The sequence below is a fragment of the Chimaeribacter californicus genome (assembly GCF_002858675.1).
In the GTDB taxonomy this organism is placed as follows: domain Bacteria; phylum Pseudomonadota; class Gammaproteobacteria; order Enterobacterales; family Enterobacteriaceae; genus Chimaeribacter; species Chimaeribacter californicus.
Genome location: NZ_PJZF01000018.1, coordinates 60773 through 74494 on the forward strand (window position 1 = coordinate 60773; position 13722 = coordinate 74494).

Genomic DNA, 13722 nt, shown 5'->3' on the forward strand with positions numbered 1-13722 from the left:
GTAACCTTAACCATTCGGATTAACGCTTTCTTAACGCAAATTGCCCGCAGCAAGATTTTACTTACCCGGCAAACTGCCCCTTTAACGACTATAATTTAAGGTACCGGCACGTTATTTCACCTGTGCGTGAAGCCGGCAGACTGACTTCATTTTGCTTATCATCGGAGGTAATTATGGCCAGTGGTTGGGCGCAGGATGGCGCAGTACAGGATCAAATCGACTCCACGGTCGAAGACGCGGTGCAGCGCGCCCGGCAGGCGCTGGGGCACGGCGACAGTGAAAAATTTTGCCAGGAGTGCGGCGAGCCGATTCCTGAAGCACGGCGGCAGGCGCTGAAAGGCGTGCGTTACTGTGTGCAATGCCAGGCGGCGCTGGACAAAGAGGCGCAGGATCATGCCGGCTATAACCGCCGCGGCAGTAAAGACAGTCAGCTTCGTTAAACGGGCCGGGCCGCCGGCCCCTGCCCCTGTTCATTATCCTTCCTTATGCGTTCCCCCTCTCCTTTTTGCGGTTTTACTGCCTGTTTTGCCCCTGAAAGTTAGCGTTTAGTAGCAAACTAAAAGCGTTATTGTTAATAAACGCACGTTAATCGCGCTAAACAGCGCTTATCCTGTAGAGGCGCACCAGCAGTGAACAATTGCACCTTTTTGGTGCTCTTTGATGGTGCAAATGCGCCTCTGCCGCATTATTTCAGGGCAGAGTGCGAGAAATCCTATTGTTTTTCAATAACTCGAAAAGTTGGCACGATTCTTTCATAGCAGGGCGTGAAACATAAGAATTGGCTATCACCTCCCGGCCTTATATAAGGAACTTTCCATGAAGTCACTGTTACGTTCATACGCAAAAGGTTCGCTGGTTGCCCTGTCGCTGGCGTTCGCGTTTTCCGCTCACGCAGCTGATAAACTGATTGTCGCTACCGATACCGCTTTCGTTCCGTTTGAGTTTAAGCAGGGCGATAAATATGTCGGTTTTGACATCGACCTCTGGGACGCCATCGCCAAACAGCTCAAGCTGGACTACAGCCTGAAGCCGATGGATTTCAGCGGCATCATCCCGGCATTGCAGACCCACAACGTTGATGTGGCGCTGGCCGGCATCACCATTACGCCGGAGCGTAAAAACGCCATCGACTTCTCTGACGGCTACTACAACAGCGGCCTGCTGGTGATGGTGAAAAATGACAACACCGCGATCACAGGCGAGAAAGATCTGGCCGGGAAAGTGGTGGCGGTGAAGAGCGGCACCGGTTCGGTGGATTACGCGAAAGCCAATATCAAAACCAAAGACCTGCGCCAGTTCCCGAACATCGACAACGCCTACATGGAGCTGGCCACCGGCCGGGCGGATGCGGTGCTGCATGACACGCCGAACATCCTCTACTTCATCAAAACCGCCGGCCACGGCCAGTTCAAAGCGGTGGGTGAGTCGATCAAAGCCCAGCAGTACGGCATCGCGTTCCCGAAAAACAGCGACCTGCGTGAGAAGGTCAACGGTGCGCTGAAAACCCTGCGTGACAACGGCACTTACAACGAAATCTACAAAAAATGGTTCGGCACTGAGCCTAAATAAGGGCCGTGCGTTCAGGCAGTTTCCCGGCAGCACCCGCTGCCGGTTTTTCCAGGAGATGAGTCATGCAGTTTGAATGGAGCGCCATCTGGCCCGCTCTCCCTATCCTGCTCGAAGGCGCAAAGATGACCCTGTGGATTTCGGTCCTGGGGTTGCTGGGCGGCCTGATTATCGGCGTGATCGCGGGCTTTGCCCGTGCCTATGGCGGCTGGCTTTCCAGCCACATCGCGCTGGTGTTTATCGAGCTTATCCGTGGTACGCCGATCGTGGTGCAGGTGATGTTTATCTACTTCGCCCTGCCGATGATGATCCCGGTGCGTATCGACCCGTTCAGTGCGGCGGTGGTGACGATTATCATCAACTCCGGCGCCTATATCGCGGAGATCACCCGCGGCGCGGTGCTCTCTATCCATAACGGCTTCCGTGAGGCCGGGCTGGCGCTGGGCCTGTCAAAACGTGACACCCTGCGGTACGTGATCGCCCCGCTGGCGTTGCGCCGCATGTTGCCGCCGCTCGGCAACCAGTGGATTGTCAGCATCAAAGATACCTCTTTGTTTATCGTGATCGGTGTGGCTGAACTGACCCGTCAGGGCCAGGAGATCATCGCCGGGAACTTCCGCGCCATGGAGATCTGGACGGCGGTGGCGGTGATCTACCTGATTATCACCCTGGCCCTGAGCTTCATCCTGCGCCGGCTTGAAAGAAAACTGAAAATCATATGATCGAATTCAAAAACGTCTCCAAGCACTTCGGCAAAACCCAGGTGCTGCATGACATTGACCTGAAGATTAACCAGGGCGAAGTGGTGGTGATTATCGGGCCGTCCGGCTCCGGCAAGTCCACGCTGCTGCGCTGCATCAACAAGCTGGAAGAGATCACCTCCGGCGATCTGGTGGTGGATGGCCTGAAAGTCAACGACCCGAAAGTGGACGAGCGCCTGATCCGCCAGGAAGCGGGCATGGTGTTCCAGCAGTTTTACCTGTTCCCGCACCTGACGGCGCTGGAGAACGTAGCATTCGGGCCGATCCGCGTGCGCGGCGCCAAAAAAGCGGATGCCGAGAAACTGGCGAAAGAGCTGCTGGGCAAAGTGGGGCTCTCTGAGCGCGCCCACCACTACCCGTCTGAGCTCTCCGGCGGCCAGCAGCAGCGCGTGGCGATTGCCCGTGCGCTGGCGGTAAAACCGAAGCTGATGCTGTTTGATGAGCCGACCTCGGCGCTTGACCCGGAGCTGCGCCATGAGGTGCTGACGGTGATGAAAGATCTGGCTGAAGAGGGCATGACGATGGTGATCGTCACCCACGAGGTGGGGTTCGCCGAGAAAGTGGCCTCACGCCTGATCTTTATCGACAAGGGCCGCATCGCCGAAGATGGCGAACCGCATGCCCTGATCAGCAACCCGCCGAGCGATCGCCTGCGCGAGTTCCTGCAACACGTCTCCTGAGTATGCCGGCGGGCGTTCTGCCCGCCGTTTTCCTGCCCTGCCCCGCGTTTAGTTCTGCCAGCGGCTCGCGACCCAGGCGGCCTGTTGCCGTTCGTTCAGGAACGTCCAGGCGATGATGCGGCTCACCTTCTGCCCCTGCGCCATCTCCAGCGTCCGTACCGTGACGGCACCGGCATCTTCCAGCACCTGATAGATCAGCGGCAGCGTCTCTTTTTTCGACACCAGCGACGTAAACCAGAAGCAGTTCTGCGCCAGTTTGCGGCTTTCGCTGACCATCCGGCTGATGAACAGTGCTTCACCGCCTTCGCACCAGAGTTCATTGCTCTGGCCGCCGAAGTTCAGCAGCGGTGCGCCGTCCGGGTTGCCCTGGCCGAGGTTCTGGCGCTTGCGGCGGGTGCCGGAGGCGGCCTCTTCTGCCGAGGCGTGGAACGGCGGGTTGCAGAGGGTGGCGTCATAACGCTCGTTGGGTTTGATGATGTTGGTGAAGATCTGCTGCGGCTGTTTTTGCAGGCGCAACCGCACATTGTGGGTCAGCAGCGGGTTCTGCGCGATGATCTTCTTCGCCGAGGCCAGCGCCACCTCATCGGTGTCACTGCCGGTGAAGCGCCAGCCGTAGTCATGCAAACCGATGATCGGGTAGATACAGTTCGCGCCGATGCCGACATCCAGCACGGTAATCTCTTTGCCGCGCGGCACCTCGCCGCGGTTGCAGGAGGCGAGCAGGTCGGCCAGGTGGTGCAGGTAGTCGGCCCGGCCGGGGATCGGCGGGCAGAGGTAGCCTTCCGGGATGTCCCACTCCGCGATCTGGTAGAAGTGGCGCAACAGCGCGCGGTTCAGCGCCTTGACAGCGGCCGGGTCGGCGAAGTCCACGGACAGGTCGCCCCAGGCGTTCTCCGCCACAAAGGCGGCCAGCTCCGGGCTGGTGGCGATAAGCGCCGGGAAATCGTAGCGGCTGCGGTGGCGGTTACGCGCATGAAGTCCGCTTTTTTCCTGCGGGAAGGTTTTCTTTTTTTGCACCTGAAGGCTCTCTCACGACATTTTCTGCGGCATACGATAGCACATTCTGCCCACGGCCAGTGGCCGCATCGGCGCGGGCAGCGCACATTCTCCCTCTGGACGAACCCCCTGTCCGGGGGCTAACGTTAAGGATCACGCCATTAAACAAGCAGGTATGTCATGACTGAAGAGAACCGTTATAACGACGATCGTTACTACTATGAACCCGCCGCCGGGCACGGCCTGCCGCACGACCCGCTCAATGCGATTGTCGGCCCACGGCCGATTGGCTGGATTTCGTCGCTGAATGCGGACGGCCAGCGCAATCTGGCCCCGTACAGTTTCTTTAACTGTTTTAACTACCGGCCGCCGATTATTGGTTTTTCCAGCACCGGCTGGAAAGACAGCGTGGCGAATATCCGCGCCACCGGGGAGTTTGTGTGGAATCTGGCGACGCGTTCCCTGGCGGTGCAGATGAACGAGACCTCCGCCAGCCTGCCGAACGGCGAGGATGAGTTCGCGCGCGCCGGGCTGACGCCGGTACGCGGCCGCCAGGTCGCCGCCTGCCGGGTGCTGGAAAGCCCGGTGAATTTCGAGTGCAAGCTGTCGCAGCTGATCCAGCTCGAGGGCGCGGATGGCCGGAAGCTGGATTCCTGGCTGGTGCTGGGGGAAGTGGTGGCGGTGCATATTGACCGCACGCTGCTGGAAGACGGCATTTACCAGACGTCACGCGCGGAGCCGGTATTGCGGGCGGGTGGGCCGAGCGCCTATTACGGGATTTCGGAGGATCAGAGGTTTGATCTTGTCCGGCCGGATGCCCGGTAACGTTGGCCTGCCTGCGGCTCCGCTGCCGCCACCGGGCGTGAAGTGGCATGTTTCGGTTGTTCATGTGCGGTGGACTTGTTCTTTTTGATCGAGGTTTGTTGCGTTGGCAAACGCCTGCACTCTTTCTGCGGCTCCGCTGCGGTCATTGATCTTAAAGTGGCATGTTTCGGTTGTTCATGTGTATTTGTCTACCTGAGCCGCCGAGCCTCAACCGAGCAGGGCGCGCCAGTGCGCTCGCCCTGCACCCGCGCACTTTTTGGTGATCCGGCTGAATCATTGCACGCTCTCGCGTGTCCCCTCATTTCGCCTCCGGGCTGATCGGGCCGCCGCAGACACGCTCCCAGCGTGGCTGCGGCTCTCGCACACATCCCTGTGTGCTCGCCCGGCCCTGCGGCTTCACTCGGCAATGATTTTTACGCCCCCACCACTTCTGCAAATCAATGAGTATGTGAGGAAATAGTAGGAGGAGGTTTTTTGGATGGTCGGTGTGCTCACCCGGCTCTGCGGCTCTACCCGGCAATGATTTTTACGCCCCCACCACTTCTGCAAATCAATGAGTCTGTGAGGAAATAGTAGGAGGAGGTTTTTAGGCATTATGTATGCTCTTAACGCTCTGCATTTTCATGTGGCAGCGATTTTTGTGTCTGCTTCAAAACCTAAAAAGAACTTATCGACTCTTTCCTTACATAGCCAAGAATTTGCAGTCTGGTGGGGGCATTAAATTATTGCCGACGAGGACGCAGGGCCGGGTGAGCACACAGGGATGTGTGCGAAAGGGACAGCCACGCCGGGAGCGTGTCTGTCCCGGCCCGATAAGCCCGGAGGACGCTGGAGGGACAAATTGGCCGGGAGCCAATTTGAACAACGCGAAGCGTTGCCCCGAAGGGGTGAGCCCCAGGGATGGGGCGAATATACCCGCGGGAGCGGCCAATAATTCTGCCGGATCACCGAAAGTGCGCGGGTGCAGGGCGAGCGCACTGGCGCGCCCTGCTCGGTTGAGGCTCGGCGGCTCAGGTAGACAAATACACATGAACAACCGAAACCTTCCACCTCACCAATTAAAACTCAAAACTCAAAACCAAATCTTAATAATGCCCGCGGATATACTCCGCGAAATCCGCACACATCCCCTCATCCCCATCACGGTTATCCGCAATCACCCTCTCCCCATCCACAATCCGGATCGCCGCGTTCAGATCGAAATCCGCCGGGGGCTGCGGGCGGGTCGCCGCAGACACAATCGTCACCTGCGCCTGTTGCCACGCCTGCTCGGCCGTCTGGTTGCAGGCCTGCGCCAGATAGTCCGGGTTGAAGCCCTCGCCGGTCAGGCTCAGCAGCGTGTCGTTATGGCTGACGCTGTTGCCCGGCTGCCAGTAGTGCGCCGCCAGATCGGGGCCGATGGCCGGGTTATCCGTCAGGTAACCGTCACGTTGCAGGAAGAAGTGGCGCGTCTGCTCCACCGCCATCATCGCCAGCAGGTAACCCTGATAAGAACAGGCGGACTCCATCGACAGCAAATGCGGGATCGCCAGCGTCGGGCGCGGGCTGTCTACGCCCAGAATGCGCTGCTCCGTCTCGCGCGCCAGCTGCGTGATGGCCTCCGGCGTCAGATCCGCTTCGGCCATCTGGTAGAGCGACCACTCAAAGTACGGTACCAGCAGAATATGGCGCTCGTTAAAGGCGCGCATCGGCTGGCGCGCCTCAATGCCCGCGTGGATCAGCGCGTCCGGCACCGGCTCGCCGTTTTTGTCCAGCGCATAACGCTTCAGCCAGTCGGCGTCATCCAGCAGGCTGTCACAGAACATCGACTGGGTTTCGGCGTAGGCCATCGATGTCGGTGCGAACTCCTGCGAAAAACAGGGCGCGTTCTGGGTAATGTTGGCGAAATGCGCCGCATGGCCGCCTTCGTGGAACAGCGTATTCAGGCCGGATGCCCCGCTGCCGACCTGGTCGGGCTGCGCCAGGCTGGTGAAGTTGAGCCGGGCCGGTACCCATTTGCCCTGGTCGTAAAACGCCGGCACCGGGCCGTGCATAAAACCGTTCTCATACTTGCCGCGCCGCACCAGCAAGTCGAGCTGCATCTGCGCCCCCCGGAACCCGATATGCAGCCGTTTAAAACTCTCCACCCAGCGCTGTAACGACTGCGAGAACGGGAAATAAGGGTCGAGCTGGCGGGTAACGTCACCGGCGCTGGCGTAGCGGATGTTCCAGGCGTCCAGCGCCTCCGGCCCCTTGTTGCTGGCCAGCTGTTGCAGGCTGCGGGCGTTGGCCTCGCGCGTCTCCTGCTCGAAGCGGTCAAGGATGGCGAACAGCGCCTCGGGCGTCATGCGCTCGGTCAGGTTAACTTTGTAGTCGAAATAGTTACGGAACCCCATCCGGCGGGCGAAGCGGTTACGCAGCGTCACCAGCTCCGGCAGGCCGTTCACCAGCAGCCACTGCTCCAGACCGCGCAGCGCCTGCTGGGAGCTGCGGCGGCAATTTTCATCGTCATTGGTGGCTTGGTTGGTCAGCAACTCGCCCAGTGACGCCTCAGCCTCGCGGCCCGGCGCGGTCTGGTGGGTCAACCGCAGGGTTTTACGGCGGCTGTAGAGCGCGCCTTCCGCCTGGATAATCTCATCCATCAGCGCCTGGGCGGCCGGGTCTTCAATCGCGTTGCTTTCAAAAAAACGCTGCCAGCCGCGCAGGCCGTGCAGCAGTGCCGCCCGATCGTCACTGTCCGGCTGCTGCTCCACCTGCGCAATCAGCGCACGCAGTTCGCACATATGCGCCGGGTTGGCGATAAAACGCTTATAGGCGCTCTCCGCCGCAGCGAACTTCTCCGCTACATCCTCAGCGCCGGTGCCCATGTAGTTCTGCCAGAACAACTCCTCTTTCGCCTGATGCACGGCGAGGTAATCGTGATTCAATGCATTGAAATACTCGGATGCCTGTTGCATGCCTGCCTTCCTGGTCGGTGATGAAATTCACGTTTCAGTCTACCACCGGCGGCGGCCGGGTTGAATGCGGCATAAAGATTGATCTGGCGTCAGGGCAAGCCGGGGAAAAGTGGGTATACTCCGCGCCCCGCAATAATGGCAAAGAGAAACACGTAATGGATGTGAAAGACAGTAACGGTACCCTGCTGAACGAGGGTGACGCGGTGCAGCTGATTAAAGACCTGAAAGTGAAAGGCACCTCCACCACGCTGAAGCGCGGCACGGTGGTGAAAAATATCCGCCTGACCAACAACGCTGATGAGATCGAGTGCCGGTCAGACAAGATTAAAGGGCTGGTGCTGAAAACCTGTTTCCTGAAAAAAGTCTGACCTCCCCGGCCTGCACCGGGGAGGCATGCTCAGCGGAGCAGGGCGTCCACCCGTGCGGTGGCCGCCGCCAGATCCGCTGCCTCGCCGGTCGCCAGCAGGCAAGCCGCCAGTTGGGTGCGCAGCGCCTGCGGCACCGCCACCTCCCCCGCCAGGCAGCGCTCCGTCCAGCGCGCCGTGACCTCAATGCTCTTATCCGCCGGTAAGTCGGCCTCGCTGTACTCCTGCCGCTCCGTCAGCGTCTGCATGGTGCCCTGGTGAATCAGGTAAAGCGGCGTGGCGCGCAGCGGGTTGGCATAGGTCTCCCCTTCCGTGCCCTGCATCAGCAGCGCCCGGCCGTTGATCTGCCGGAAGAAGGCCCCCACGCGCTCGATGTACTCCGGGTGAGACACGCTGGAGAGCCGCAGCGCATCACCGGCAAACGGCGTCGCCAGTTTGGCCAGCGTGTGGGCGCTGTTGCGGACCCCCATCCGCCAGCGCAGATCGAGCTGTTTTTCCAGCGGCGGGCAGAGCAGTGACACCGGAATGAACAACGGCTGCCCGCCCTGCTCCAGCTGCTGTTGTGCCTCTGCCTGTGACGCGGCCGGCGCGATGCCCAGCGCGCTGAAGATCTCAGCGCTGGTGACGCGGGAACGATCCTCACTCACGCCATGCACCACCACCGGCAGCCCGAGGCGGCTGAGCAGCAGCGCCAGCAGCGGCGTCAGGTTGGCTTGCCTGCGCGCACCGTTATAGCTCGGGATCACCACCGGCAGCGGTTTGCCGGCCGGGGCCTCCAGCGTCATCACCCGCTCCGCCATGGCCTGATAGAACCCCAGCATCTCCTCTTCCGCTTCGCCCTTGATGCGCAGCGCAATCAGCACCGCGCCCAGCTCCAGCTCCGGCACCTCACCGGCCAGCATCTGCCGGTAGAGCGCCTGCGCGGTTTCCCGGTCGAGATCGCGCGCATGGTTTTTGCCGCGCCCCACTTCTTTAATAATTTTTGTGTAGTCCATTGCCCTGTCCTCACTGCATGCCTGGCGGTTAGCATAACGCAGCTTCCTCCTCCGGCAAATCGTCTTAACCCGCTGCCGGGGGGTGCGCGATGCCGCCAATAGCGGTAACCGGAAGGTAAACAGAATGAAAAAAATAGAAAGAAGCGATATTAATTGCGCGCTAATTAATTGAATACCCACCTTTTTAGATCACTTTATGATCAATTAAATAAAGATTAAATATAGATAACTCGATCAATCATTCACAAGGTGATTATATACGTACCAGAAATGACATTACGCAGGGTAATAAAGCCGAATACACATGCATCACCGGAAATAGCGAGCCATCCGGCGTTTCCTGTTATTTCGTTAACCAGCGGGTTTACTGCCCGTAATATCACTTATCCATTACCTCACGAGAATTTATCATGAAAAATACCAGGTCACATTTCGCAGCAATCACACTGATTGCCGGCGCGCTGTTTATTTCCCACTGCACCCAGGCGTCTGACGGTACCATTAATTTCACCGGCAGTATCACCGATTCCGCCTGCACTGTGGATACCGCCACCCAGAACGTCGATATGGGCGCGGTGTCTGCCGCGTCCCTGAGCGGGGCGACCGGCAAAAAGGCGGCGGCCACGCAATTTAATATCGGGCTCTCTGCCTGCCCGGATGCCGGCAACGTTGAAGTGAAATTTGATGGCCCGGCCGATTCGGCCAATACCGAACTGCTGGAGATTGAAGGCGGCGCGCTGGCTGCCGCCGGCGTGGCGATTGAGTTCTCCGACCGTGAAGAGCAGCACATCAAGCTGGGTGAAAACTCCATGCAATACCCGATTGAAGCCGGTACCAACACGCTGACCTTCTACGCCAGCTATATGTCCACGGCCGATGCCGTCACCCCGGGTGCCGCCAACAGTACTGCGCAGTTCACCATGGTTTACCCGTAATAAAAGCATGGCCACGATCACAAAACCGTGATGATTTAAGAGCAAATAAGGAAATACCTGGTGAAGGATACGCCTGTTTTTCTTTTTAACCGGGTTCATTTTTTTCAGGACATTAATACCGGTTACCATTCCGGCGCGGCCTATCCGGTTGCGCCGCTGTTTTTTATTTATTTCCCGCCGGTTATTCCCGGGGCTATTATCAGCCAGCCTGCACTAAGTAACTTTTTTAATGCATTCCCCCTCAGATGGCAGCGCGCTATTTCCTGACTACACTTTAGATATTTAACACGTTATGGGCCGTGCCGCATGAAGCCATTATTCCGCGTCTTCGCTGCTCTGCTGATGATTATTTGCCTGCCGCTTCAGGCCGGGGTAATCATTGGCGGCACACGGGTGGTTTTTGCCGGAAATAATAAAGAAACCTCGTTGAATGTGAGTAACCCGGAGCAGGAGCGCCCCTACCTAATCCAGAGCTGGGTGGAGGGGGAAAACGGGGAGAAAGCCCCGTTTCTGGTGACGCCGCCGCTGTTCCGCCTCGACCCCGGCCAGGAGAATGTGCTGCGCATTGTGCTGACCCGCAGCGGCCTGCCGCAAGACCGGGAAACCCTCTACTGGCTGAATATCAAATCCGTGCCGCAACTGGAGAAAAGCAACAGCGAGGCCAATATGCTGCACCTGACGGTGAAAACCCGGCTGAAACTCTTCTACCGCCCGGCGGCGCTGGCGAAGGGTGCGGAGGAGGCGTGGCGGCAACTCACCTTTACCGTGCGCGGCAATACGCTTTCCGCCCAGAACCCGACTCCGTACTACGTGAACCTGAAGCAGATCAGTGCAGACGGCAAACCGGTCCAGGCCTCGCTGGCCGCCCTGACGCTCGCGCCCTTCGCCCGGCACGATTACCCCCTGCCGGCCGGGGCGGCCGGGCAGATAAGCTGGAGCGTGATCACCGATTACGGCAGCAGCACACCGGTACAAAAACAGACACTCAGCCGCCATTAATGAGGTACCCCATCGCGTTGCCGGGTTTCCGGCTAGGGACAGCGACATGCCATCATCACTTACCGGCCGCACGCCCCGGCCCGCACCTGTTTTATGGCTGTTCGCCCTCTCCCTGTTCGCGGCGGAGGGGCGCGCCGAAGGCTACTTTGACCCGCGGGCGTTTGACATCGATAACCCCACCCAACAGCCGGTTGACCTCAGCCAGTTTGACACACCGGGTGGGCAGCTGCCGGGCAGTTACCATGTGGATATCGTGCTGAACCTCACCCATCAGGCCACGCGTGACGTCACTTTTGTGCGCATCGGCAACCGGCTGGAGCCGCAGTTTACCCCGGCGGAGCTGGCTGAACTCGGGGTCAATGTGGCCGGGCTGCCGCTGCTGCGCGACCTGCCGCCCGACACGCCGGTCGCCCCGCTGGCGGACTATATCCCGGATGCGTCCACCCAGTTTGATTTCGCCCGGCAGCGGCTTACCCTCTCGGTGCCGCAGGTGGCGCTGCGCAATACCGCCCGCGGCACCGTACCGCCGGAGCGCTGGGACAACGGCGTGCCGGCGCTGCTGGCCAACTACAACGTCACCGGCCAGAAAGCCACCTCCCGGGAAAGCGGCGCGCCTCCGGCCAACAGCTACTACCTGAACCTGCTCTCAGGTGCGAACTGGGGCGCGTGGCGGCTGCGCAACTACTCCACCTACATGACGGACAGCGAAAGCAGCGACGACGGCAGCTACCGCCGCCGCTGGGACACGCTGCGCACCTGGCTGCAACGGGATGTTCCGGCGCTGCAAAGTGCGCTGGTGATAGGCGACGGCGCGACCTCGTCCGATATTTTCGACAGCGTGCCGTTCCGCGGCCTGCTGCTCGCCTCTGCCGATGACATGCTGCCCGACAGCCGCCGCGGCTTTGCGCCGGTGGTGCGCGGCATCGCCCGCAGTAATGCGCGGGTGACCATCCGGCAGAACGGCAATGTGATTGACCAGCGCTACGTGCCGCCCGGCGCGTTTGTGATTGATGACCTCTACCCCACCAGCAGCGGCGGCACGCTGGCGGTGACGGTTACCGAAGCGGATGGCAGCGAGCAGCATTTTACCCAGGCGTTTGCGGCGGTGCCGATGATGCAGCGCGAGGGGCGGCTGAACTATGAGGGGGTGGCCGGTGCCTACCGCTCCAACTACGGCAACTACCGGCCGGGTTTTGGCCAGGTGACGCTGCGCTACGGCTTTCCCCATGCGGTGACCGGCTACGGCGGCCTGCTGGTGGCGGAGGATTACCAGTCGGCGCTGCTGGGCGTCGGCCTCGGGCTGGGCTATGCCGGGTCAGTCTCCCTGGATGCTGCGCAGGCACGCACCACCCTGCCCGCCCGCTTCACCCGCGAGCCCCAGCGCGGCGCGGCGTTCCGCCTGCAATACAACAAAGTCGTCGAGCTCACTAACACCTCGCTGACCCTGGCCGCCACCCGCTACGCCTCCCAGGGCTATTTCACCTTTGCTGACGCGGCGGATATCCACGATCGCCAGAACGATGACGGCGGCTGGCTGAGCAGCCACAACCGCCGCAGCCGCCTGCAGGTAAACCTGAACCAGCCGCTGGGCAAAGGGGGCGGCAGCCTCTATCTCTCTGCCTATCAGCAACAGTACTGGGGCACCGGCGGGTATGAGCGCAACCTGAACGTCGGCTACAGCACCACTTTCCGGCGCATTTCGCTGAGCCTCTCCTATGCCTGGGTGCAGAGCGTCTCCTCGCCGGACGACGATGACGACGATAACGACAACCGCCAGACCGATGACCGGCAATTCTCGCTGACAGTGCAGGTGCCGCTCGACGGCTGGCTGCCGGGGGCGTACGCCTCCTATTCCGCCACCACTGACGCCGCCCGCCACCACAGCCAGCAGGTGGGGCTGAACGGCAGCGCGCTGGAGGACGGCAACCTGAGCTACACCCTGCAGGCGGGCTATGACAACCAGTACGGCGGCAGTTCCGGGCTGGCGACGGTGGATTACCGCAGTACCTATGGGGAGGCCGGGCTGGGTTACAACTATGACAGCAGCGGCAGCCGGGCGAACTACCGCCTGCAGGGCAGCGCGGTCGCCACGCCTTACGGAGCCGCCCTCGGCCAGCCGGTGGGCGAGACGCTGGCGCTGGTGCACACGCCGGGCGCGGGCGGGGTGAAAATCAGGAATAACATCGGGGTGCATACCGACCCACGCGGCTACCTGGTGGCGCCCTATCTCGCCCCTTACCGCGAGAACCGGCTGGTGCTGGACACCACCACCCTGCCGGAGAACACCGACCTGCCGATGGCGACGCAAACCGTGGTGCCGACCAAAGGGGCGGTGGTGCTGGCAGAGTTTGCCACCCACCTCGGCTACCGGGTGGTGGTGACCCTGATGCGGGACGGCCGGCCGCTGCCGTTCGGCGCAGTGGCGACACTGGCCGGTGACCCGTCGGTGACCGGCATAGTCGGCGACGGCGGCGAGCTCTACCTGAGCGGCGTGCCGCCGGAGGCGGAGATCGTGGTGAAATGGGGTAACGGGGCGCAACAGATGTGCCGCGCGCGCCTCACCCTGCCACACGAGGATCAGGGCGCACCGGTGCGCAGCGTACAGGCGGCCTGCCGCTGATGACTCCCACTTAAGAATTGTGCATTTCATGAACGGCGACCGCC

13 protein-coding genes are annotated in these 13722 nt (G+C 60.7%); 10 read left to right on the plus strand and 3 right to left on the minus strand.

Annotation, left to right across the window (positions count from 1 at the left end):
• Positions 1 to 173: 173 nt before the first annotated feature.
• From CYR55_RS17700 to glnQ, 4 genes are all read left to right on the plus strand, one after another.
• Positions 174 to 440: a DksA/TraR family C4-type zinc finger protein gene (locus tag CYR55_RS17700; protein WP_101817686.1), complete on the plus strand. Its 267-nt coding sequence runs from the start codon at positions 174 to 176 to the stop codon at positions 438 to 440.
• Between the two features lie 376 nt (positions 441 to 816).
• Entirely contained in the window at positions 817 to 1569 is a 753-nt protein-coding gene (gene glnH / locus CYR55_RS17705) for a glutamine ABC transporter substrate-binding protein GlnH (protein WP_101817687.1), read from the plus strand.
• 62 nt (positions 1570 to 1631) lie between these two features.
• Positions 1632 to 2288, plus strand: coding sequence for a glutamine ABC transporter permease GlnP (glnP, locus tag CYR55_RS17710; RefSeq protein ID WP_101817688.1), 657 nt, complete (start codon positions 1632 to 1634; stop codon positions 2286 to 2288).
• Positions 2285 to 3007: a glutamine ABC transporter ATP-binding protein GlnQ gene (gene glnQ, locus CYR55_RS17715; RefSeq protein ID WP_101817689.1), complete on the plus strand. Its 723-nt coding sequence runs from the start codon at positions 2285 to 2287 to the stop codon at positions 3005 to 3007. Before glnP ends, glnQ begins: the two co-directional genes overlap by 4 nt.
• 48 nt (positions 3008 to 3055) lie before the next feature.
• On the opposite strand, the gene rlmF is transcribed toward glnQ, so the two are convergent.
• Entirely contained in the window at positions 3056 to 4024 is a 969-nt protein-coding gene (gene rlmF / locus CYR55_RS17720) for a 23S rRNA (adenine(1618)-N(6))-methyltransferase RlmF (protein WP_101817690.1), read from the minus strand.
• Between the two features lie 159 nt (positions 4025 to 4183).
• On the opposite strand from rlmF, the gene CYR55_RS17725 reads away from it, so the two are divergent.
• Positions 4184 to 4828 (plus strand): flavin reductase family protein, encoded by a 645-nt coding sequence (locus tag CYR55_RS17725; RefSeq protein WP_101817691.1) that lies wholly within the window; start codon positions 4184 to 4186, stop codon positions 4826 to 4828.
• Positions 4829 to 5913: 1085 nt separating this feature from the next.
• Here CYR55_RS17725 and CYR55_RS17730 read toward each other — a convergent pair.
• The gene (locus tag CYR55_RS17730) at positions 5914 to 7764 is read right to left on the minus strand and encodes a M3 family metallopeptidase (protein WP_101817692.1); all 1851 of its coding nucleotides are present in this window, start codon (positions 7762 to 7764) and stop codon (positions 5914 to 5916) included.
• A gap of 20 nt (positions 7765 to 7784) precedes the next feature.
• On the opposite strand from CYR55_RS17730, the gene CYR55_RS24005 reads away from it, so the two are divergent.
• Entirely contained in the window at positions 7785 to 8132 is a 348-nt protein-coding gene (locus tag CYR55_RS24005) for an alkylphosphonate utilization protein (protein WP_241522181.1), read from the plus strand.
• 29 nt (positions 8133 to 8161) lie between these two features.
• Here the strand turns inward: CYR55_RS24005 and ybiB are convergent, their stop codons facing one another.
• Complete coding sequence (gene ybiB, locus CYR55_RS17740) at positions 8162 to 9124, minus strand: DNA-binding protein YbiB (protein ID WP_101817693.1); 963 nt, start codon at positions 9122 to 9124, stop codon at positions 8162 to 8164.
• Between the two features lie 410 nt (positions 9125 to 9534).
• On the opposite strand from ybiB, the gene CYR55_RS17745 reads away from it, so the two are divergent.
• The 4 genes from CYR55_RS17745 to CYR55_RS17760 are packed head-to-tail and all read left to right on the plus strand — an operon-like array spanning position 9535 to position 13678.
• Entirely contained in the window at positions 9535 to 10059 is a 525-nt protein-coding gene (locus CYR55_RS17745; RefSeq protein ID WP_101817694.1) for a fimbrial protein, read from the plus strand.
• Positions 10060 to 10119: 60 nt separating this feature from the next.
• Positions 10120 to 10326 carry a hypothetical protein gene (locus CYR55_RS17750; protein ID WP_101817695.1) on the plus strand — a complete coding sequence of 69 codons (207 nt, stop codon included), beginning with the start codon at positions 10120 to 10122 and terminating at the stop codon, positions 10324 to 10326.
• A gap of 39 nt (positions 10327 to 10365) precedes the next feature.
• On the plus strand, positions 10366 to 11058 hold the full coding sequence (locus CYR55_RS17755; RefSeq protein WP_101817696.1) for a fimbrial biogenesis chaperone: 693 nt from the start codon (positions 10366 to 10368) through the stop codon (positions 11056 to 11058).
• Between the two features lie 46 nt (positions 11059 to 11104).
• Positions 11105 to 13678 carry a fimbria/pilus outer membrane usher protein gene (locus CYR55_RS17760; protein ID WP_101817697.1) on the plus strand — a complete coding sequence of 858 codons (2574 nt, stop codon included), beginning with the start codon at positions 11105 to 11107 and terminating at the stop codon, positions 13676 to 13678.
• Positions 13679 to 13722: the final 44 nt, after the last annotated feature.